This window comes from Sinomonas halotolerans (genome assembly GCF_039615075.1).
GTDB classification, from domain to species: Bacteria; Actinomycetota; Actinomycetes; order Actinomycetales; family Micrococcaceae; genus Sinomonas; species Sinomonas halotolerans.
Map to the genome: position 1 here is coordinate 216368 of NZ_JBDFRB010000001.1, position 21153 is coordinate 237520.

The window sequence follows — 21153 nt, forward strand, 5'->3', positions numbered from 1 at the left end:
CATCCGTGACGATGCCCGCCCCCGAGCCGGACGCGACCCAGAAGCCGCTGACGATCCTCATCGGCGCTGACACCTACCCGCCGCACGTCAACGGCGCTGCCCAGTTCGGCTACCGCCTCGCCAAGGGCATGACCGCCCGTGGGCACCGGGTCCACGTGGCAGCGTGCCGCGCGGAGAAGGGCGCCAGCTTCGCCGAGACGCGTTCGGAGGCCGTGGTCCACCGGCTGCGCTCGCACTCGGTGCCCACGCACGAGTACTTCCGGATCGTCTTCCCGTGGGAGGTCAAGAAGGAGATCTCGGCACTGTTCGACCAGGTGCAGCCGGACGTCGTGCACATCCAGAGCCACTACATGATCGGCGAGCACGTGCTCTACGAGGCCGTGAAGCGCGGCATCCGCGTGGTGGCCACGAACCACTTCATGCCCGAGAACCTCAACCCGTTCCTGCCTTTTCCGCAGTGGTTCAAGGACGTCATCGGCCGCATCTCGTGGAAGGACATGGGCAAGGTCATGGGGAAGGCCGACGTCGTGACCACGCCGACCCCGCTCGCAGCGAAGGCCATGCGCGACCACGCTTTCCTGCGTGAGGTGCAGCCGCTCTCGAACGGGATCGACGTGGCCGCGTACGAGCCGCGACCGGGCGAGGACCCAGCGCCCAACCCCTACCCGACCGTGCTGTTCGTCGGGCGCCTGGCCGAGGAGAAGCATGTGGATGTGCTCATCAAGGCCCTCGCCCAGACCCCCGTGGAACTGGACGTCCACCTCGAGATCGCGGGCGGGGGCGAGGTCCGTCCCGCACTCGAGGCCCTCGTGGACCGGCTCGGGCTGCGCTCCCGCGTGCGGTTCCTCGGGCTCGTCTCGGACGAGGAGCTCCGCGCGACATACCTCCGGGCGGACCTGTTCTGCATGCCGGGGACGGCCGAGCTTCAGTCCCTCGTGACGCTCGAGGCGATGAGCGCTTCCACGCCAGTGGTCCTTGCCGATGCGATGGCACTCCCGCACCTCGTGGTGGAGGGGGAGAACGGCTACCTCTTCAGTCCCAACGACCCCGAGGACCTCGCCGAGAAGATCACGGCTGTCCTGGGGGCCCCGGCCGACGAGCGCCGCCGGATGGGCGCCGCGAGCCACGCCATGGTCCAGAAGCATGGCATCAAGGCCACACTCGACACGTTCGAGGCGCTGTACCGGGGCGTCGATGGGACGGCGGGGCGGGTCTGATGCCTTCCGGCCAGTGGGCTGCGCCGAGCACGGGCCGCTGACTGACAGTAGGATGGACAGGTCCGCGCATCGCGGCCCGCCCCCGCGCAGGCCGCCGCGGCAGGGGGCGTTAGCTCAGCCGGTCAGAGCAGGGGACTCATAATCCCTTGGTCGTGGGTTCAAGTCCCACACGCCCTACTCCGATGCATTCCCCCCGGACGCCTGGGACAGGCTCCGGGCGTCGAAGGCCCACGGTCATTGACCGGGGGCCTTCAGCCGTTTCCGGCACGGACGCGCCCGCGCTCAGGACCAGCCCTTGACGGGGACGGTGGCTGACACGGTAAGTTACTCACGAGTAGCAAGCTGCTGGGGGCCGCTGTTCCGCCTCCCCAGCCGCTGACCCGTCCAGGAGGATCCATGACCGTCCCAGCTCCCGCCCCTTTCACCTCCGTAGGCCAGTCCCCGGCAGACCTCCTGGATTTCGAGTCGCTGCTCTCGGAGAAGGAGCGGAGCCGCCTCGACGAGGTGCGCGTCTGGCTGGCGCGCGAGGTCGAGCCGATCGCGGTGGACTGCTGGAACCGCGCCGAGTTCCCGCACACCCTCGTGCCGTCGCTCGCCGAGCTCGACGTGGTGAGCCCGGTGCGGCGGCAGGGGCACTCCCACCTCCTCGCCGGGCTCATCCACGCGGAGTTCACGCGGGCCGATGCCTCGATCGCGACCTTCATGGGCGTGCACGACGGGCTCTTCACGGGCTCGCTCGAACTCCTCGCCTCCGAGGAGCAGAAGGCCGCCTGGCTGCCCGATGTGTACGCGCTCGAGAAGATCGGTGCGTTCGGCCTGACGGAGCCCGCGAGCGGCTCCGACGTAGCGGGCGGGCTGCGTACCACGGCGCGCCGCGAGGGCGGCTCGTGGGTGCTCAACGGCGCCAAACGGTGGATCGGCAATGCGACCTTCTCCGACTGGGTCGTGGTCTACGCCCGTGACGAGGCGGACGGCAGCGTCAAGGGCTTCCTCGTCGACACGGCCCTGCCCGGCTACCGCGCGGCCAGGATCGAGAACAAGATCTCCTTGCGCACCGTGCAGAACGCCGACATCACGCTCGACGGCGTGCGCGTGCCGGCGGACTTCAAGCTCGCGCACGCCAACAGCTTCAAGGATGTGAACCGCGTCCTCAGGTCCACGCGCCTCTCCGTTGCCTGGCAGGCAGTCGGCCAGCAGCTCGCGGCCTACGACATCGCGCGAGGCTACGCGCTCGAGCGCGAGCAGTTCGGCAGGCCCCTTGCCTCTTTCCAGCTGGTCCAGAGCCAGCTCGTGACCATGCTCGGCAACGCCGTGAGCTCGATGGGCATGATGGTGCGCCTGGCGCAGCTCGAGGATCAAGGCCTGGGCCGTGACGAGCAGTCTGCACTCGCCAAGGCGTTCACCACGGCCCGGATGCGCGAGTCTGCGGCCCTCGGCAGGAGCCTGCTGGGCGGCAACGGGATAGTCACGGACCATCGGATGGCGAAGGTCTTCGCGGACGCCGAGGCCATCTACTCCTATGAGGGGACCCATGAGATCAACACCCTCGTGACCGGCCGTGCGGCCACGGGCATCTCCGCGATCGTCTGACCGAGGAGTCCGCGCAGGCCCTCCGAGCTCCTCCCGGGGGTGGGGACGGCCCACGGGAGGAGCACGGACGGCCTGCGGTCCTCGATGAACTGGAGCGGGTCGGTGTACCCGTCTCCGCGGCGGACGCCCCAGTGCAGGCAGGGCGCCGCCGGGCAGTGGCCCGGCGAGGACTCGAGCGTGCCTATCGCCTGGCCCCGGGCCACCGCTGTCCCCACGGCGACGGACGCGACGACGGGCTCGAAGCTGCTGCGGAGCCCGCCGCCGTGGTCGACGGTGACCACGCTGCGGTCCACCACCCGCCCCGCGAACACCACTGTGCCCGCCGCAGGCGAGTGGACCTCCTCGCCTGGCCCGGCGAGGTCAACGCCGCGGTGCCCGCTCATCCACGGCTTGGGGGGTGGGTCGAAGGGGCGGACGACGGCGGGCCGCGGCTCGAGCGGCCAGGTCCACGCGCCCTGGTCGGACGGAGGTTCGCCCGCGGCGGCGGTTCCGAGCACGAGCGCGGCCAAGGCGACGCACGCGCGGGGGCGGCTCCCGCTGGCGGGGCGGCTGTTCCGGCGGGACCGGGGGAGTGCTGGCATGACCCGAGCATCCCGCTCCGGACCGTGCCACCCAAGGCCCGAGGTGCACTATGTGGACGACACGCCGCGGTCCGCGGCTGTGGAGGAGAAGAAGCCCCATCCGGCCGGCGCCCTGCCGTCCGCCGACGCGGTGGGGCTGCCCGGGCCGCGCGCCGCCCTGTAGTACACTGGGATCCGCGGCCTACCAGCCCGCCTTTGCTGTGCCAGAATCGTCGGCGCGCAGGGCGCGATGGGGGGTCGACTCCGCGCATCCAGCGTCCCAACCAAGCTCCCGGCCTCCGGCACGGGCGCGCGGGCGGGGCACTGCGTCCCGGCGGTCCGCTCCGGCGGTTCGGCGACGCAGGGGGTGCCAGGGGCGAACGGCCAGCCGGCCGTCGTCGTCAACAACCGTCAACTATGGCAGGGGCAAGGGCCGCCGTTCGGCGCCCTCGGACTTGAGACCTGCCGGAAGGAGCGTCGGCATGCCCGTCGTTACCATGCGCCAGCTGCTCGACAGCGGCGTCCACTTCGGTCACCAGACCCGCCGTTGGAACCCGAAGATGAAGCGCTTCATCTTCACCGAGCGCAACGGCATCTACATCATCGACCTCCAGCAGTCGCTGTCCTACATCGACCGCGCCTACGAGTTCGTCAAGGCCACGGTCGCCCACGGCGGCACCGTGCTCTTCGTCGGCACCAAGAAGCAGGCCCAGGAGGCCATCGCCGAGCAGGCCACGCGCGTCGGCCAGCCGTACGTCAACCAGCGCTGGCTCGGCGGCATGCTCACCAACTTCTCCACGGTTGCCAAGCGCATCCAGCGCCTCAAGGAGCTCGAGGAGATCGACTTCGAGGACGTGGCCGGTTCGGGCCGCACCAAGAAGGAGCTCCTCATCCTCCAGCGCGAGAAGGACAAGCTCGAGAAGACCCTCGGCGGCATCCGCAACCTGACCCGCACCCCGTCCGTGCTCTGGATCGTTGACACGAAGAAGGAGCACCTCGCGGTCGACGAGGCCAAGAAGCTGGGCATCCCTGTCGTGGCGATCCTCGACACGAACTGCGATCCGGACGAGGTCGACTTCCCGATCCCGGGCAACGACGACGCCATCCGCTCCGTGAACCTCCTCACGCGTGTCGTGGCCGACGCCGTCGCCGAAGGCCTCATCGCCCGCACGAACCGCGCCGCCGGCAACGAGGGCGCCCAGGCCGAGCCGCTGGCCGAGTGGGAGCGCGAGCTCCTCGAGGGCCAGAAGGCCGAGGAGGCCGCTGCCGAGGCTCCGGCCCAGGCTGAGGCTCCGGCCCAGGCTGAGGCCCCGGCCGAGGCTCCGGCCGAGTCCGCCGAGTAGCTCGAACCAAGACCCTCTCCGGGGCCCACCAGGATCCGGAGACTTCCGGCAGGATGGCCTCCCTCGACGAGGGGTGCCATCCTGCCGGCCGGAAGAACTGAAGAACAACGACAGAGGGGTTCACATGGCGAACTACACCGCTGCTGACATCAAGGCCCTGCGCGAGCGCACCGGCGCCGGGATGATGGACGTCAAGAAGGCACTCGACGAGGCCAACGGCGACGCCGACAAGGCCATCGAGATCATCCGCATCAAGGGCCTCAAGGGCGCTACCAAGCGCGAGGGCCGCTCGACCGCCGAGGGCCTTGTGGCCGCGAAGGTCGAGAACGGCGTCGGCGTCATGGTCGAGGTCAACTGCGAGACCGACTTCGTTGCCAAGTCCGCCAAGTTCATCGAGCTCGCCGACAAGGTGCTGGCCACGGCCGTCGCCTCCGGCGCTGCCGACCTCGATGCCCTCCTCGCCGCTGACGTCGACGGCAAGCCGCTGAGCGAGTTCGTCGTCGAGGAAGGCGCCGTGCTCGGCGAGAAGGTCGTCATCCGCCGCCTTGCCCGCGTCGAGGGCCAGACGGTCGACGCCTACCTGCACAAGACGTCGAAGGACCTCCCGGCCCAGGTCGGCGTCCTCTTCGCTGTCGACGGCGAGGGCGAGGCCGCCCAGACCGCCGCGCACGACGTCGCCGTGCACGTGGCTGCAATGGCCCCGAACTACCTCCGCCGCGAGGACGTCCCGGCCGACCTCGTCGAGTCGGAGCGCCGCATCGCCGAGGAGACCGCGAAGGCCGAGGGCAAGCCCGAGGCTGCGCTCACGAAGATCGTCGAGGGCCGCGTGACCGGCTTCTACAAGGGCGAGGTCCTCCTCGACCAGGCGTTCGCCAAGGACGCCAAGAAGTCCGTCGGCCAGGTCCTCTCCGAGGCCGGTGTCGAGGCTACTGCAGTCGCGCGCTTCCGCGTCGGCGCCTGACACAGCGCATCAGGGGGCGGTCACTTCGGTGACCGCCCCTTTGCTGTGCCGTTACTCTAGACCAAGGCTCATGCCCAGAACCGCCCGAGCCAGAAACGCCCGAGGGGACACATCCATGGAAACCGTTCAGACCGCCGACTCCGCTGCCCCCACCGACTCCGCTGCCCCCACCGACTCCGCTGCCCCCACCGCTCTCGCAGACTCTGCCGCCCAGGGAGCGGAGCGCCGGCCGCAGCGCCGGCGCCGGGTGCTCCTGAAGCTCTCCGGCGAGGTCTTCGGGGGAGGCAAGCTCGGGGTTGACCCGGCCACCGTCCGCGGGGTCGCCGACCAGATCGCTGCTGCCGTCGACGACGTCGAGATCGCCATCGTGGTCGGCGGCGGCAACTTCTTCCGCGGCGCCGAGCTCTCCCAGTCCGGCATGGACCGCTCCCGGGCGGACTACATGGGCATGCTCGGCACCGTGATGAACTGCCTGGCCCTGCAGGACTTCCTCGAGCAGGCCGGGGTGGAGACGCGAGTGCAGAGCGCCATCACGATGGGGCAGGTCGCGGAGGCGTACATTCCGCGCCGCGCCATCCGGCACATGGAGAAGGGCCGCGTCGTGATCTTCGGCGCCGGCGCGGGACTGCCGTACTTCTCCACTGACACCGTCGCCGCGCAGCGCGCGCTCGAGGTGCATGCCGACGTCGTCCTCATGGCCAAGAGCGGGGTCGACGGCGTCTACACGGCGGACCCGAAGAAGGACCCGACCGCGGTCAAGCTCGAGCGGCTCACCTACGACGAGGCGCTCCGCCGTGACATCCGGGTCATGGACCAGACGGCCATGACGATGTGCAAGGACAACAGGCTCGCCATGGTCGTGTTCGGCATGGAGGGGCAGGGCAACGTCACGAGGGCGATCCGCGGGGACAAGCTCGGCACCCTCGTCACGGTCTAGGCCCAGACGGGCCGATCCCGGGCGTCACGGACCCGCCGCGCCCGCGCGTCTGGCCGCCCCTCTTGGCGGCTAGGATGGTCGTAGCCCAGCGGCCACGCCACGGCGTGGCGCTGTTCCACCACGCTGCCGCACAGATTCACCAAGGAGACCGACGTGATCGAAGATACCCTGCTCGAGGCCACCGAGAAGATGGAGAAGGCCGTCGAGGTGGCCAAGGAGGACTTCGCGTCGATCCGGACCGGCCGGGCCAACCCGGCGCTGTACGCGAAGGTCATGGTGGACTACTACGGCACGCCGACCCCACTCCAGCAGCTCGCGTCGTTCCAGGTCTCGGACGCGCGCACGATCCTCATCACGCCCTACGACAAGACCGCCCTTCGGGACGTCGAGAAGGCGCTCAGCGACTCCGAAGTCGGCGCCAACCCGTCCAACGACGGCAACGTGATCCGCGTGGTGCTCCCGGAGCTCACGCAGGAGCGCCGCAAGGAGTACGTCAAGATCGTCAAGGGCAAGGGCGAGGACGCCAAGGTCTCCATCCGCTCCATCCGCCGCAAGGCCAAGGAGTCGCTCGACAAGCTCGTCAAGGACGGCGAGGTCGGCGAGGACGAGGGCGCGCGCGGCGAGAAGGAGCTCGACGCCCTGACCAAGAAGCACGTCGAGTCGATCGACGACCTCGTCAAGCGCAAGGAAGCCGAGCTGCTCGAGGTCTGATGAGCGTGCCCCTTCCCGAGCCGCGTTCCGCTGACCCGGGAGCTCCCGCTCCCGGGAGCCGGCGTGCGCAGAGGGCCGTCAAGCCCTCGAGGGCGGGCCGCGACCTCCCCGCCGCGATCACGGTGGGCCTGGTCCTGCTCGGGGGGCTCCTCGGCGGGCTCTTCCTGTGGCCGATCGGCTTCGTCGCGATCGCCTTGGCGGCCGCTCTCCTGGGTTCGTGGGAGGTCTCGCGAGCGCTCACCCTCCACGGCACCGCCGTGCCGGTGGCCCCCGTGCTCGCGGCAACCGTGGCGATCCCCCTCAGCGCCTACTTCGGCGGGCCGGAGGCGCAGCTCTTCGCCCTCGTGGCGGGCGCCGCGGCCGTGCTCGTCTGGCAGAGCCTCGAACCGGCGGAGGGGGCGGCGAAGAGCGTCTTCGCGGGGGTCTTCGTGGTCCTGTGGGTGCCCTTCCTCGTGTCCTTCGCGGTCCTGCCGCTGCGGGATGCGGTTCAGCCTCCGGGGTTTGGGCTGTGGCCCGAGGGCGTCGTGCCGCAGGGCGCGCTCGAGATCGCACTCACGCTCGTGCTCATCGTGGCCAACGACACGTTCGGGTACATCGTCGGTGCAAGCCTCGGCAAGCACCCGATGGCTCCCAAGATCAGCCCCAAGAAGTCCTGGGAGGGCTTCGCAGGCTCGGTGGGCGGATCGCTCGCGGTGGGGATCCTCGGCGCGGTCTTCCTCCTGGGCCTGCCCTGGTGGGCAGGCGCGGTCCTCGCAGTGGTGGTCGTGGCAGCGGCGACCGCCGGGGACCTCGTGGAGTCGATGGTGAAACGCGAGCTCGGCATCAAGGATATGAGCAGCATCCTGCCAGGCCATGGGGGCATGATGGACCGACTGGACTCCATCCTGTTCGGCATGCCGGCCGCCTATCTGGTGTTCAGCGTCCTGCCCGGCGCCTAGGTGCTGTCGGGCTGTGCCGGACGGTGAGGCCGGTCCGGCCCCGATCGCGGGCCGGGCGGGAGAAGGAGACGATGATGGGCCCATCAGCCCATGAGAGGAAGGAAGCACGTGGCGTACAGTGACGGCCGCGCTGCTGCGGGGTTCGACCGCGTGGCCCGCGGGGATCTCGGGTACAGCCCCCGGCAGGTCGAGAAGTTCATGGAGCGGGCACGCGCCTACCTCGAGGACAGCTCGGCGCCCCCTGTGACGAGCCGCGAGGTCCGCACGGTCTCCTTCGACGCGGTGCGCGGCGGGTTCGATGCGAGCGAGGTGGATGCGGCTCTGGACCGGCTCGAGGACGCCTTTGCCCGGCGCGAGCGGGATGAGCTCATCACCGAGTCCGGCGAGGAGGCCTGGCTGAGGGAGATCGGGCAGCTAGCGGGCATCCTCCGCGGCCGGCTCGTGCGCTCGGACGGGGAGCGCTTCCGCCGCCCCTCGAGCGCGAAGGCCCCGAGCTACAGCACCGATGACGTCGACGCGTTCTGCGTCAGGCTCCTCGACTACCTCGAGCACGGCTCGCCCATGAGCGCCGACGAGGTGCGCACGGCCGTGTTCCGCACGGTGACGGGCGACGAGGGCTACGAGGAGACCCAGGTCGACGCCTTCCTCGACCGCGTGGTCGAGCTCATGGCCGCGATCGACTGATCCCCGGCCAGCCCCAGCGCCGTGCTCACCGCGCCCGGCCTGCCGTGGGCTCAGGGGACGGCTCGGGCGTGTGGAGCCGGACGAGGAAGCGGTCGGTGCCGCGCGGGATCGCGCTGCGGGTGGCGCGGGAGACGGCGGCCATGGTCCCGAAGGCGAGCGGGACGCTCCATGCGGCCGGCTGGGCGCACGCGACCGCGAGCACGCCCAGGGCGCCCGGGAGGGGGCCGGTCGCGAGCGCGGCGGAGACCGCGAGGGCGCTCCCGCACGCGAGGGCGCCGGCAGCCATGCCGGCGATGGCCCCGGCCGCGGTGAGGCCCCGCCACCAGATGCCCAGCACGAGGAGCGGGCAGAGTGTGGACGCCGTGAACGCGAAGACGAGCCCCACCGCTCCGGCGAGGGCCTGCTCGCTCGCGATGACCGCGGCGGCCAGCGGAACGAGCGCCGACAGCGCGGCGGCGGTGCGGAAGCCCCTCACGCTCCCGCCGAAGAGCTCCTGGCTCATCACCCCGGCCACCGAGACGAGCAGGCCGGAGGTCGTGGACAGGAACGCCGCCATGGCGCCGGCGAGCACGAGCGCCGAGAGCGCTGTGCCGGCCGGGCCCGCGACGAGCGCGGAGGGCAGGAGCAGGACCAGGGCGTCGCCCTGGTCCGCGAGCCCGGGGGCGGCCAGGCGGCCGAGCACCCCGAATGCCGTGGGGAAGACGTAGAACACCGAGAGCAGGACCAGCACGATCACGGTGGTGCGCCGGGCCGAGCGCCCGTCCGGGTTGGTGTAGAACCGTACGAGCACGTGAGGCAGCCCGAGCGTCCCGAAGAGCAGGGCCGCCGTGACCGAGAGGCTCAGGTAGCCCGCCCCTGCGCCGCTCCCGGTCCCTCCGCGGGGGAGCCCGCTGCCCACGGTGGCGGCCCCGGCTCCGCTGCCCGGGCCGGGCAGTCCGGCGCCTTCGAACAGGCCCCCGGCGGCTCCCAGGTCCGGCGCGCCGCGCCCGGCGACGTGGAGGGCGAGGAACACTGCCGGCAGGGCGATCGCGGCGAGCTTGAGCCAGAACTGGAACGCCTGCACGAACGTGATGGAGCGCATCCCGCCGAGCATCACGGCGAACACGACGACGGCCACGACGGCAGCGGAGCCCACCCACCCGGGAAGGCCCGTCGTCGTGCGCACTGCGAGCGCGGCGCCCTGAAGCTGCGGCACGATGTAGAGCCAGCCGATGAGGACCACGAGCACGCTCGTGGCCCGGCGGACGGCGAGCGAGCCGAGCCGCGCCGCCGCGAAGTCCGGGACGGTGTAGGCCCCCGAGCGGCGCAGGGGCGCGGCCACGAACAGCAGGAGCATGAGGAACCCGGCGGTGTAGCCCACGGGGTACCAGAGCGCATCGGAGCCGCTGACCATGATGAGGCCGGCGACGCCGAGGAAGCTCGCCGCCGAGAGGTACTCGCCGCCGATCGCGGATGCGTTCCACCACGGGCGCACGGTGCGGGAGGCGACGTAGAAGTCGCCGGTGGTGCGCGAGATGCGCAGCCCGTAGAAGCCGATGAGGACTGTCGCAGCCGCGACGAGCGCGAGGGTCGCGATGCCGATCCCCGGGATCACCGGCGGTCCTCGAGCAGCTCTGTGAAGCGTTCCTCGGTGCGGTTCGCCGCGAGGTTGTACACGGCCCCGCACAGGATGGCGGCGGGGTAGGGCAGGACCCCCACGAGGAGCCACACGAGCGGAAGGCCGGGCAGCCAGGGCAGCCGCTCCGCGAGCGAGGAGAGCGCCCACACGGCGCCGATGGCCGCGAGGAACGCGCCCGCCACGGTCGACGCGAGGCGGAGCTGGGAGCGCATGAGGGAGCGGAGCACGAGGCCGCCCACCTCGGACTGCTCCTCGAGCTCGCGCGAGAGCGGCGGCGGCTGCGGCGCTGGCGCGGCAGAGGACTGCGGGGCCGTGACCCGGACCCGCCGAGAGGGGTCCACGGCCCGGCGGGCGGGGAAGGACCCGTGCGGTCCGTCCGCGGGCGGGAGGGCGGGGCCGCTCATGCGCGCGGCCGGATCCGGGTCGAGGCGAGGCGCTCCCGCAGGCCGGGCAGGAGGCGGCGGCTCACGGGCAGCTCGGTCCCTCCGACCATCACAGTGGCCTGCGGTCCTGTGAGCCGCAGCTCCCCGACGGCGTCCATGGCCACGAGGTACGAGCGGTGGATCCGCACGAACCCCGCGGGCCCCCACTGGCGCTCGAGGTCGCTCAGGGCCACGCGCACGAGGTAGCTCGCGTCCGCAGTGTGGAGGCGGGCGTAATCGCCCTGGGCCTGGACGAAGGCCACGTCGTCGCGGCGGATCATGCGGGTCACGCCGCCGAGCTCGACCGTGATGAGCGCGGGCTCGGGGGCAGGCCGCCCGGCGCCGGCGGCCTCGCGCAGCTCGGCGATGCGCCCTACGCAGCGCGCGAGCCGCTCGGGGCGCACGGGCTTGAGGAGGTAGTCCACGGCGGCGAGGTCGAACGCCTCGAGGGCGTGGTCGTCGTCGGCCGTGACGAAGACGACGGCGGGCGGCGCGGCGAAGCGGGCGACGACGCGGGCGAGCTCGAGCCCGCTCAGGCCCGGCATGTGGATGTCCAGGAAGATCCCGTCCACATCCTCGCGCTCGAGGATGCGCAGCGCCTCGGTGCCCGAGGTGGCGGTGTGCACCGCCCCGACCCGGTCGTCCCGGCCGAGGAGGTAGGAGAGCTCCTGCACGGCGGGCAGCTCGTCATCGACGACGAGGACGGTGATCATGCCGATCAGTCTAGTGGCGGTCCGACCTCATGGCCGGGCTGCGACTTCGGGATGCGCAGTGTGATGAGCGTGCCCTCCCCGGGCGCGGTCTCGACGACGAGGCCATGGTCGTCGCCGTAGACCTGCCGCAGGCGCGCGTCGACGTTGCGGAGCCCCACGTGGTCCCCGCCCGCGCGGCCGGCCAGCACCTCCCGGACCCGTTCGGGGTCCATGCCGGCGCCGTCGTCCTCGACCCTCACGAGCGCTTCGTGGGGCGTGTCCTCTGCCGTGATCTGGATGTGGCCCACGCCCTCGCGGGCCTCGAGTCCGTGGCGGACCGCGTTCTCCACGAGGGGCTGGAGGCTCAGGAACGGGATGGCGGTGCCGAGCACCTCGGGCGCGATGCGCAGGCTCACCTGGAGGCGCTCGCCGAACCGCGCCCGCTCGAGCAGGAGGTACCTGTCGATGCTGCGCAGCTCCTCGGCGAGGGTCGTGAAGTCCCCGTGGCGCCGGAACGAGTACCTCGTGAAGTCCGCGAACTCGACGACGAGCTCCCGCGCGCGCTGGGGGTCCGTGAGGATGTAGGACGCGATCGCGTTGAGGGAGTTGTAGATGAAGTGCGGGCTGATCTGGGCCCGCAGCGCCCGGACCTCGGCCTCCATGAGCAGTGTCCGGGAGCGGTCCAGCTCGGCGAGCTCCGCCTGCGTCGCGACCCAGTCGGCGAGCTCGCCCGTGGCGCGCACGAGCCCCGCGCCCGCGTCCTGCGCGAATGCGACGACCGTCCCCACCACACGGGACCCGGCACGCACCGGGGCGACGACCGCGCTGTGCAGCCGGCACTCCGGCTCGCGGCAGCCGACGGCCTGGCAGTCGACCTCGTCCGGGCCCGCCACACGGGTGCGGCCCTGTGCGAGGGTCTTGGCGGCCAGCGCCATGACGGCCGACGCATGCGCGGCACCCGCCCCGTCCCACGCGAGCAGCCGTGACTCGTCGGTGAGGGCGAGGGCGGGGGAGCCGATCATCGACCTGAGGTGCCGGACGGCCTTCGTCGCGCCCTCCGGGTCGAGGCCCGCCCGCAGGGACCGGCCCGCCTGGGAGGCGGCGTGGAGGATCGTGTAGCTCGCGCGCTCCGCCTCGCTGCCGAAGTCCCGGCGCGAGCGCCACAGCCGCCATGCCGCGGTCCCCGCGGCTGCGCCCGCGAGGAGCACGAGCACGAGGACCGCGAGGGAGAGCGCGTCGGAGGTCATGCACGCAAGGCTAGCGGCCCCGGCGCCGCGTCCCGGCCCGCTCAGACCGTCCGCTGGGGCCGGCGGGCGCCGCCGCAGGCCACGGACGGAGCAGGCCCGGGAGGCAGCCGCCCGGCCTCGCCGCTCGGCGTCGTGCGGGCGCCGCTCGGCGCACGGGAGGCGCCGTTGGCCGACCGGGCCCGGATTCAACTGGATCGAAGGCCCCGCGAGCGGGGAGAGTGATCTGCATCACTCATCCGCCGGGTCCTGCCCGGCCTGTCGAGGAGGATCCATGGGCAACGATGCCTCGGGCGGCGCCGCGGAGGGCACCGCACCGCAGCCAGACTTCCGGCTGGTCCAGGCCAGCGATGAATTCCAGACGCTGCGCAAGAGCCACCGCAGCTTCGTCTTCCCTCTCGCCGGGGCGTTCCTGCTCTGGTACTTCCTGTACGTCCTGCTGGCCGACTACGCGCACGGCTTGATGTCGATCCGCGTGGCCGGCAACATCACGCTCGGCCTCGTGCTGGGCCTGCTCCAGTTCGTGAGCACGTTCGGCATCACGGCCTGGTACGTGCACCACGCCAACAAGAAGCTCGATCCGCAGGCGGAGGCCATCCGCACCGAGATCGAGGGCCACGACTTCGACGCCGCACCGGCTGTGGGCGCGTCCACCGAGGAAGGCACCCGATGAACCTGACCGAGAGCCTCCTCGAGAGCACGTGGCTGAACATGGCCATCTTCGGCCTGTTCGTCGCCGTGACGATCGTGATCGTCATCCGCGCGAGCCGCAACAACAAGACCGCCGCGGACTACTACGCGGGCGGCCGCTCCTTCACGGGCGGCCAGAACGGCACCGCGATCGCCGGCGACTACCTCTCCGCCGCCTCGTTCCTCGGCATCACCGGCGCGATCGCGGTGAACGGCTACGACGGCTTCCTGTACTCGATCGGCTTCCTGGTCGCGTGGCTCGTCGCGCTCCTCCTCGTCGCGGAGCTCCTGCGCAATACCGGGAAGTTCACGATGGCGGACGTGCTCGCCTTCCGCCTGCGCGAGCGACCCGTGCGCATTGCGGCCGCGAGCTCGACCCTCGCCGTGTGCTTCTTCTACCTCCTGGCCCAGATGGCCGGCGCGGGCGCCCTCATCGCGCTCCTGCTCGGCATCTCGAGCTGGGAGGGCCAGGCGCTCGTCATCACCGTGGTGGGTGCGCTCATGATCATGTACGTCCTCCTGGGCGGCATGAAGGGCACCACGTGGGTCCAGATCATCAAGGCCGTCCTGCTCATCGCGGGCGCGTTCGCCATGACCATCTGGGTGCTCGCGCTCTACGGGTTCAACCTCTCGTCCCTGCTCGGCAGCGCCGTCGAGGCCGGCGGCGATAAGCTCCTCAACCCGGGCCTCGCCTACGGCAAGAGCGAGACGAGCAAGCTGGACTTCATCTCCCTGGGCCTCGCGCTCGTGCTCGGCACCGCGGCGCTCCCGCACGTGCTGATGCGCTTCTACACGGTGCCCACCTCGAAGGAGGCCCGCAAGTCGGTCGTGTGGGCGATCTGGCTCATCGGGGGCTTCTACCTCTTCACCCTCGTGCTCGGCTACGGCGCGGCGGCGCTCATCGGCGCCGACACCATCAAGGCAGCGCCCGGCGGCGTCAACTCGGCCGCGCCGTTGCTCGCGTTCGTCCTCGGCGGGCCGGTCCTGCTCGGGTTCATCTCGGCCGTGGCCTTCGCGACGATCCTCGCGGTGGTCGCCGGCCTCACCATCACGGCAGCCGCCTCGTTCGCCCATGACATCTACGCGAACGTCATCGCGAAGGGCCGCACCACCGCGGCCACCGAGGTCAAGGTGGCGCGGCGCACGGTGATCGTGATCGGCATCGCGGCGATCGCGGGCGGCATCTTCGCCAACGGCCAGAACGTCGCTTTCCTCGTGGCACTGGCGTTCGCGGTCGCGGCCTCGGCGAACCTGCCCACGATCCTCTACTCGCTCTTCTGGAAGCGCTTCACCACGAAGGGCGCCCTGTGGAGCATCTACGGCGGCCTCGCCTCGGCGATCGGGCTCATCGCCTTCTCCCCGGTGGTCTCCGGCGCGAAGACCTCGATGATCCCGGGCGCGGACTTCGCGTGGTTCCCGCTGAACAACCCCGGCCTCGTCTCCATCCCGCTCGCGTTCTTCCTGGGCTGGCTCGGGACGGTCCTGGACAAGGGCACCGAGGACCCGGCACGCCAGGCCGAGATGGAGGTCCGCTCCCTCACGGGCGTGGGCGCCGAGAAGGCGGTCTCGCACTAGGGCCCCACACGGGGCGCGCACCAAGGCCTTACCAGGGGGCGTCGCCGTCCCCTTCCCGCTCCAGCGCATGACGCCGGGCGGCAGCTTCGACGCCGGAGCCGCCGACCGGCGTCGTCCGTGTGCGCGGGGAACAGCCGCGTGCCGAGATCCCCGAGGCCCTCTGGAGGCGTGCGAGGGGCGGGATGCGCTCAGGGCCGCGTCAGCGCGGCAAGATCCTCAGGGCGTCGAGGCGGAGGGGATCGCCTTCCCAGCGGAAGGCCACATCGAACGAGCGCGAGCCGCACACGAGGTAGCCCCGGGCCTCGCCGCTCGGGCGCTGGCCGGCGCGCGAGAGCGACTCGGCATGGGGGAAGTCCGCGCGGCATAGGCCGCCCACGCCGAGCTCGGTCAGGGCGCTCGTGAGCGCGGACTCCGAGAGGTGATCCCTGAGCGCGGGCGTGAACTGGGCGTAGGCGCTCGCAGTGCTGCCCGAGGCGAGGTCCGCGCTCATCTGCTCCGAGGCGCGCCGCACGGCAGCGTCGGGGCTGAAGACGGAGCCCGCGAGCACGATCGCGGCGACCGCCGCACCGGCGAGCGCCGCCATTCCCGCGCCGAGGCCCACCCAGAGCCAGCGCCGGCCCGTGCTGGCGGGCTGTCCATCGGGCGCGGGCGCCCAGGGCTGCCCGGCCTGCTGGGCCTGTCCGGCCTGCCAAGGCTGTCCCGGGGGGCCGGCGTGTCCGCGCGGCCGCTGGTCCGGCAGTCGGGGGAACGTCATGGCTGCTCCCTCTCCTCTCTCTGGGCGATCGTCTGGCGGTCTCTGGCCCCGGGGATGCCTGCCGCGCCCCGGCCGGTGCGCTCACGCCGGTGGCCGCGGGCCCCGCTCGAGCAGGGGGTCCATCCTGAATGGTATGAGCTCGCCCATCGCGAGTGCCGTGTCGGTGCGCTCCACGCCGTCGCACGCGAGGATCTTGCCGTTGATCCGGAAGAGGTCCTCGGCGTCCACCGCCGCGACCCGCAGCAGGATGTCCGCCGTTCCGGTGAGGCCATGGCCCTCGAGGACCTCGGGGATCCTCGCGATCTCTGCCGTGATGGACGCGAGCCGGCGCTGCTGGACGTGCACCGTGATGAAGGCCAGCAGCGGGTAGCCCAGGGAGGCGGGGTTGATCCGGCGGTCGAACCCGAGGAACGCATGCGAGGCCTCGAGCCGCGCGAGCCGCGCCTGGACGGTGTTGCGGGAGAGCCCCAGGGCCTGGGCGAGGGCCACGACGGTGCGGCGCGGATCCTCGGCGAGTGCCCGCAGGATCCGGGCGTCCGTGGCGTCTACGGGGTGCATGATGCGCAGAGTAGCACGCCGCAGCGACGCCAGACTGGGCTGGATGCTCAATCGCTGGCTCTTCGGTTGTACCCCTTGTGCATTGTGAGTATGGTCACACTCAACTGGCGGCGACGCGGCCGCCGGGCGCGCAGGGACTGGCGAGACGACGACGACAAGGGGCTGCGAGGACCGTGTCCACGTACCAGATGACCACCGGAGCGGACGGCGATCCCGTCCAGCTCCTCACACCGGGAGGGGAGCGCCGGGCCGACAGCCGCTACGACCGCTACCTCTCCGATCTCGACGGCGACCACGGCGGCGAGGTGCTGGCCGCGCTCTACGAGGACCTCGTCGTCGTGCGCCGCATCGACGCCGAGGCGACCGCCCTCCAGCGGCAGGGCGAGCTGGCCCTGTGGCCGCCGTTCCTGGGGCAGGAGGCCGCGCAGATCGGCTCGGGCCGGGCCCTCGCCGAGGGCGACTTCGTGTTCTCGAGCTACCGCGAGAACGCCGTTGCGTACTGCCGCGGCGTGGACGTGGGGGACATGATGCGCGTGTGGCGCGGCAACGCCAACGCCGGCTGGGACCCCTTCGAGGTCAACATGGCCCCGACCCAGGTCATCATCGGCGCCCAGGCACTCCACGCCACCGGCTACGCGATGGGCATCCAGTTCGACGGCGCCGAGGCCGCGGCGATCACGTACTTCGGCGACGGCGCCACGAGCCAGGGCGACGTGAACGAGGCGATGGTCTTCGCCGCGAGCTACCAGGCGCCGGTCGTGTTCTTCTGCCAGAACAACCAGTGGGCCATCTCCGAGCCCGTGGGCCTCCAGGCACACGTGCCGATCGCCCTGCGGGCCCCCGGCTTCGGGATCCCGAGCGTGCGCGTGGACGGCAACGACGTCCTCGCCTGCCTCGCCGTGACCCGCGAGGCCCTCGAGCGAGCGCGCAGCGGCAACGGGCCCTCCTTCATCGAGGCCGTCACCTACCGCATGGGCCCGCACACCACCGCGGACGACCCGACGAGGTACCGCGACCCCAACGAGCTCGAGGACTGGAAGGAGCGCGACCCGATCGCGCGCCTCGAGGCGCACCTGGACGGGCTCGGCCTCCTCGACGACGCCCTGCGGGAGCGCGTGCGTGCGGCGGCCGACGACGTGGCGGCGCGGCTCCGCGAGGCCACGGTCCACATGCCCGACCCGCCCGCCGCGGCCGTGTTCGAGCACGTGTACACCGAGCCGAACAGCTGGCTGGAGCGCCAGCGCGACCACTACGAGCGCTACCGCGCAGGCACCGACGAAAGCCACCTCGCCGGCACCGACGAGCGCCACCACGCCGTGGAAGGAGCCTGACATGGGCGAGATGACGTTCGGCAAGGCCATCAACGCAGGCCTCCGGCGCGCCCTCGAGCGCGATCCCAAGGTGGTCCTCATGGGCGAGGACATCGGCCGGCTGGGAGGGGTCTTCCGTATCACTGACGGGCTGCAGAAGGACTTCGGCCCGCACCGGGTGATCGACACGCCGCTCGCAGAGTCCGGGATCATGGGCACCGCGATCGGCATGGCCTACCGGGGCTACAGGCCCGTGGTGGAGATCCAGTTCGACGGGTTCGTGTACCCGGCGTTCGACCAGATCGTCTCCCAGGTGGCCAAGCTGCACTACCGCACGCGCGGCCAGGTCACGGTCCCCATCACCATCCGCATCCCGTTCGGCGGCGGCATCGGCTCGCCCGAGCACCACTCCGAGTCGCCCGAGGCCTACTTCACGCACACCTCGGGCCTGCGCGTCGTGGCCGTGTCCAATCCGCAGGACGCGTACGCGATGGTCCAGCAGGCCATCGCGTGCAACGACCCCGTGGTGTTCTTCGAGCCCAAGCGGCGCTACCACGACCGCGGCGAGGTGGACGAGTCCGTGGGCCTCGAGGGGCCCGGAGGGCTCGGCATGGGCCAGGCCCGGGTGGCCGCTGCGGGGGAGGACGTCACGCTCGTCTCCTACGGGCCACTCGTGAAGACGTGCCTCGACGCCGCGCTCGCCGCCGCGGACGAGGGCGTCTCGGTGGAGGTGATCGACCTGCGCTCGCTCGCGCCGGTGGACTACCCGGTGATCGAGGAGTCCGTGCGCCGCACCGGCCGGCTCGTGGTCGCCCACGAGGCGGCGCAGTCCGGCGGGCTCGGGGCCGAGATCGCAGCGAGCATCACCGAGCGGTGCTTCTACTACCTCGAGCACTCGCCGGTGCGCGTGACGGGCTTCGACATCCCGTACCCGTACTCGAAGCTCGAACACCACCACCTGCCCGACCTCGACAGGATCCTCGACGGCGTGGACCGGGCGCTGGGCCGCCCCAACTCCCTCTCGGGCCTCGAGGAGGGCCAGTGACCGTGACCGACACCGCCCGGCCCACCGCCCCGCAGGCGGGGGCCCCGTCCTCCGGAGGCACCGTGATCCGCGAATTCCGCCTGCCCGATCTGGGCGAGGGCCTCACCGAGTCCGAGATCGTCGCGTGGCGCGTGGCCGAGGGCGACTCGGTCACCCTCAACCAGGTGATCGCCGAGGTCGAGACCGCGAAGGCTGTGGTCGAGCTCCCGAGCCCGTACACGGGCACGATCGCGCACCTCCTCGCAGAGCCCGGCACGACCGTGGCCGTCGGCACGCCGATCGTGGCCTTCGAGGTGTCCGCCGACGCCGGCCGGCCCCCTGCGGGCGGAGCCGCCGGCGCGGGGGCAGGTTCGGGCGAGTCCGCCCGCCCTGGCGCGCCCGGCAAGCGCGAGCCGAACCTCGTGGGCTACGGGGCCATGGTCGAGGGGTCCGGCCGCCCAGCCCGCAAGGCCCGCTCGTGGGCCACGGCACCGGCATCCGATGCGGAGCCGGCGGCTCCCGGCGTCCAGCAGCGCGCCGCCGAACAGCCCGGGCCGGAGCAGCGCGCCCCCGAGCAGCCCGGGCCGGAGCAGCGCGCCCCCGAGCATGCGCCCTCCCTTGAGGCGGGCCGGCCGGAGCGCCCTCGCTCCACCCCTCCAGTGCGCAAGCTCGCCAAGGACCTCGGCATCGAGATCGCCCAGCTCTCCGGCACGGGACCGCGCGGACTCATCACGCGCGACGACGTCCTGGCCGCGGTGGGCACTCCCGGCGGCACTCCTGCACCGGAGACCGGAGCAGGCGGCGGGACGACGGCGGGCGGAGGCGGCGGCGTCGTGCGCCCGGCGGGCCAGGAGGCCCAGCGGCCCCCAGCGGATGTGGCGCGCCAGACGCGCACACCGATCAAGGGGGTGCGCAAGCACACCGCGGCGGCCATGGTGACCAGCGCCTTCACGGCGCCGCATGCCACCGAGTTCCTGACCGTGGACGTCACGCCCTCGATGGAGCTCCTCGCCCGGCTCAAGGCCAGCCGCGCGTTCGCCGGGCTCAAGCTCACGCCGCTCACGCTCGTGGCCAAGGCTGTGCTGATCGGGCTGCGGCGCAACCCCACGCTCAATTCGCACTGGGACGAGGACGCGCAGGAGATCGTCCAGTACCACTACGTCAATCTGGGGATCGCCGCGGCCACGCCGCGCGGGCTCATGGTGCCCAATATCAAGGACGCGGACCGCCTCACCCTGCCCGAGCTCGCCGAAGCCCTCGCGGGGCTGGCCGCCACGGCGAAGGAAGGCCAGACCAGCCCGGCGGACCTGAGCGGCGGGACGGTCTCGATCACGAACATCGGCGTGTTCGGGATCGACGCCGGCACCCCGATCCTCAACCCCGGGGAGGCTGCGATCGTCGCCATGGGCCAGGTGCGTCGGCAGCCGTGGGAGCACGAGGGCCAGATCGCGCTGCGGCAGGTCATGACGCTCTCGCTCTCGTTCGACCACCGGCTCGTGGACGGCGAGCAGGCCTCGCGCTTCCTCGCCGACGTGGGCGCGATCCTCGCCGACCCGGGCATGGTCCTGACCATGGTCTGACGGGACGGGACCCCGTGTCGGAGGGGACGGGACCCCGTATCGGACGGGACGGGACCCCGTATCGCTTGCGGGGTCCCTGGCGCCCACTTGGGGTCAGGCGGGGGCCTCCAGAGCGGCCATCGCCATGGCCGTCAGCATCCGGCGGGCGGACGACGACGGGACGCGCCCCCCATGCCGGCGCACCGAGTGCGGGGTCGAGTTGATGAGGCCGAAGGCGGCCTGGGCCCGCAGCCTGCGCTCCGTGGCGCTCTCGGCCGGGTGGAGCGACGCGAGCGACTCGCTCCAGATCTCGACGTAGGCCAGCTGGAGCGCGCGGACGCGCTCGCGGTCGTCGTCGGCGAGCGAGGGGAAGTCCCGGTCCTGGACGCGGATCACGTCCGGCTGCACGAGCGCGAAGTCGACGTGGAAGGCGACGAGCGCGCCCAGCCGCGGCGCGCCGTCGTCCGTCTCTGCGGCGACCCGGCGCCCGCCCTCCAGGAGCGCCTCCGACACCTCGAGCAGGAGGGCCCCCAGGACGGCCTGCTTTCCGGGGAAGTGGCGGTAGATCGCGGGCCCGCTCACGCCGGCCGCCGCACCGAGGTCCTCGAGCGACGCGCCGGCGAAGCCCTGCGCCGCGAAGAGCCCGGCCGCGGCGTCGAGGAGTGCCTGCCGGCGTACGGCCTTGGCCTCGCTGCGTGCGCTGGGTGACTCGCTCATGTCCCTCCTGTGCCGGACATCCCCGCTGTGCCTGGCTTCCCTGCTGTGT

Annotated in this window: 22 protein-coding genes and 1 tRNA gene; 15 read left to right on the forward strand and 8 right to left on the reverse strand. The window is 71.9% G+C overall.

The annotated features are described in order from the left end of the window. The first annotated feature begins 11 nt into the window (after positions 1-11). From ABCQ75_RS00935 to ABCQ75_RS00945, 3 genes are all read left to right on the forward strand, one after another. Complete coding sequence (locus ABCQ75_RS00935; protein ID WP_345882922.1) at positions 12-1217, forward strand: glycosyltransferase; 1206 nt, start codon at positions 12-14, stop codon at positions 1215-1217. Between the two features lie 103 nt (positions 1218-1320). Further along, positions 1321-1394, forward strand: a tRNA-Ile gene (locus ABCQ75_RS00940). A 219-nt stretch (positions 1395-1613) separates the two neighbouring features. Next, positions 1614-2807 (forward strand): acyl-CoA dehydrogenase family protein, encoded by a 1194-nt coding sequence (locus ABCQ75_RS00945; RefSeq protein ID WP_345882517.1) that lies wholly within the window; start codon positions 1614-1616, stop codon positions 2805-2807. Here the strand turns inward: ABCQ75_RS00945 and ABCQ75_RS00950 are convergent. After that, positions 2735-3388, reverse strand: a complete 654-nt coding sequence (locus ABCQ75_RS00950; protein ID WP_345882518.1) for a murein hydrolase activator EnvC family protein — start codon at positions 3386-3388, stop codon at positions 2735-2737. The genes ABCQ75_RS00945 and ABCQ75_RS00950 overlap by 73 nt on opposite strands. Between ABCQ75_RS00950 and ABCQ75_RS00955 the strand changes: the two genes are divergently transcribed. The 7 genes from ABCQ75_RS00955 (at position 3387) to ABCQ75_RS00985 (ending at position 8941) form a co-directional block, all read left to right on the forward strand. Further along, positions 3387-3551 (forward strand): hypothetical protein, encoded by a 165-nt coding sequence (locus ABCQ75_RS00955; protein WP_345882519.1) that lies wholly within the window; start codon positions 3387-3389, stop codon positions 3549-3551. The two genes, ABCQ75_RS00950 and ABCQ75_RS00955, sit on opposite strands and share 2 nt — an antisense overlap. Positions 3552-3849: 298 nt before the next feature. Continuing rightward, positions 3850-4710 (forward strand): 30S ribosomal protein S2, encoded by an 861-nt coding sequence (gene rpsB / locus ABCQ75_RS00960; RefSeq protein WP_345882520.1) that lies wholly within the window; start codon positions 3850-3852, stop codon positions 4708-4710. A 124-nt stretch (positions 4711-4834) separates the two neighbouring features. Beyond that, the gene (gene tsf / locus ABCQ75_RS00965; RefSeq protein WP_345882521.1) at positions 4835-5671 is read left to right on the forward strand and encodes a translation elongation factor Ts; all 837 of its coding nucleotides are present in this window, start codon (positions 4835-4837) and stop codon (positions 5669-5671) included. Between the two features lie 115 nt (positions 5672-5786). Beyond that, positions 5787-6608 (forward strand): UMP kinase, encoded by an 822-nt coding sequence (gene pyrH / locus ABCQ75_RS00970; RefSeq protein ID WP_345882522.1) that lies wholly within the window; start codon positions 5787-5789, stop codon positions 6606-6608. Positions 6609-6761: 153 nt separating this feature from the next. Continuing rightward, the gene (gene frr / locus ABCQ75_RS00975; protein ID WP_345882523.1) at positions 6762-7319 is read left to right on the forward strand and encodes a ribosome recycling factor; all 558 of its coding nucleotides are present in this window, start codon (positions 6762-6764) and stop codon (positions 7317-7319) included. After that, a complete protein-coding gene (locus tag ABCQ75_RS00980) occupies positions 7319-8257 on the forward strand; it encodes a phosphatidate cytidylyltransferase (protein WP_345882524.1) in 939 nt (312 codons plus the stop codon). Before frr ends, ABCQ75_RS00980 begins: the two co-directional genes overlap by 1 nt. 90 nt (positions 8258-8347) lie before the next feature. Further along, complete coding sequence (locus ABCQ75_RS00985; protein ID WP_427916014.1) at positions 8348-8941, forward strand: DivIVA domain-containing protein; 594 nt, start codon at positions 8348-8350, stop codon at positions 8939-8941. 25 nt (positions 8942-8966) lie between these two features. On the opposite strand, the gene ABCQ75_RS00990 is transcribed toward ABCQ75_RS00985, so the two are convergent. Genes ABCQ75_RS00990 through ABCQ75_RS01005 form a run of 4 tightly spaced genes read right to left on the reverse strand, consistent with a single transcriptional unit; the run spans position 8967 to position 12920 of the window. Further along, a complete protein-coding gene (locus ABCQ75_RS00990) occupies positions 8967-10535 on the reverse strand; it encodes a sodium/solute symporter (protein ID WP_345882526.1) in 1569 nt (522 codons plus the stop codon). After that, a complete protein-coding gene (locus ABCQ75_RS00995) occupies positions 10532-10963 on the reverse strand; it encodes a hypothetical protein (RefSeq protein ID WP_345882528.1) in 432 nt (143 codons plus the stop codon). The genes ABCQ75_RS00990 and ABCQ75_RS00995 overlap by 4 nt, the downstream gene beginning before the upstream one ends. Next, on the reverse strand, positions 10960-11694 hold the full coding sequence (locus ABCQ75_RS01000; RefSeq protein ID WP_345882530.1) for a LytR/AlgR family response regulator transcription factor: 735 nt from the start codon (positions 11692-11694) through the stop codon (positions 10960-10962). The genes ABCQ75_RS00995 and ABCQ75_RS01000 overlap by 4 nt, the downstream gene beginning before the upstream one ends. Before the next feature lie 5 nt (positions 11695-11699). Continuing rightward, a complete protein-coding gene (locus ABCQ75_RS01005) occupies positions 11700-12920 on the reverse strand; it encodes a sensor histidine kinase (protein ID WP_345882531.1) in 1221 nt (406 codons plus the stop codon). A 271-nt stretch (positions 12921-13191) separates the two neighbouring features. Between ABCQ75_RS01005 and ABCQ75_RS01010 the strand changes: the two genes are divergently transcribed. Then, on the forward strand, positions 13192-13590 hold the full coding sequence (locus tag ABCQ75_RS01010) for a DUF485 domain-containing protein (protein WP_345882533.1): 399 nt from the start codon (positions 13192-13194) through the stop codon (positions 13588-13590). Further along, a complete protein-coding gene (locus tag ABCQ75_RS01015) occupies positions 13587-15182 on the forward strand; it encodes a solute symporter family protein (RefSeq protein ID WP_345882535.1) in 1596 nt (531 codons plus the stop codon). Before ABCQ75_RS01010 ends, ABCQ75_RS01015 begins: the two co-directional genes overlap by 4 nt. Positions 15183-15381: 199 nt before the next feature. On the opposite strand, the gene ABCQ75_RS01020 is transcribed toward ABCQ75_RS01015, so the two are convergent. Then, positions 15382-15936 (reverse strand): hypothetical protein, encoded by a 555-nt coding sequence (locus tag ABCQ75_RS01020; protein WP_345882536.1) that lies wholly within the window; start codon positions 15934-15936, stop codon positions 15382-15384. An 81-nt stretch (positions 15937-16017) separates the two neighbouring features. Then, a complete protein-coding gene (locus ABCQ75_RS01025) occupies positions 16018-16494 on the reverse strand; it encodes an Lrp/AsnC family transcriptional regulator (RefSeq protein ID WP_345882538.1) in 477 nt (158 codons plus the stop codon). 188 nt (positions 16495-16682) lie between these two features. Here ABCQ75_RS01025 and pdhA point away from each other — a divergent pair, with 188 nt between their 5' ends. From pdhA to ABCQ75_RS01040, 3 genes are all read left to right on the forward strand, one after another. Beyond that, positions 16683-17825, forward strand: a complete 1143-nt coding sequence (gene pdhA, locus ABCQ75_RS01030; protein WP_345882923.1) for a pyruvate dehydrogenase (acetyl-transferring) E1 component subunit alpha — start codon at positions 16683-16685, stop codon at positions 17823-17825. A gap of 1 nt (position 17826) precedes the next feature. Then, complete coding sequence (locus tag ABCQ75_RS01035; RefSeq protein WP_345882540.1) at positions 17827-18849, forward strand: alpha-ketoacid dehydrogenase subunit beta; 1023 nt, start codon at positions 17827-17829, stop codon at positions 18847-18849. Positions 18850-18911: 62 nt separating this feature from the next. Further along, a complete protein-coding gene (locus ABCQ75_RS01040; protein WP_345882924.1) occupies positions 18912-20408 on the forward strand; it encodes a dihydrolipoamide acetyltransferase family protein in 1497 nt (498 codons plus the stop codon). Positions 20409-20501: 93 nt separating this feature from the next. On the opposite strand, the gene ABCQ75_RS01045 is transcribed toward ABCQ75_RS01040, so the two are convergent. Then, a complete protein-coding gene (locus tag ABCQ75_RS01045) occupies positions 20502-21104 on the reverse strand; it encodes a TetR/AcrR family transcriptional regulator (RefSeq protein WP_345882542.1) in 603 nt (200 codons plus the stop codon). Positions 21105-21153: the final 49 nt, after the last annotated feature.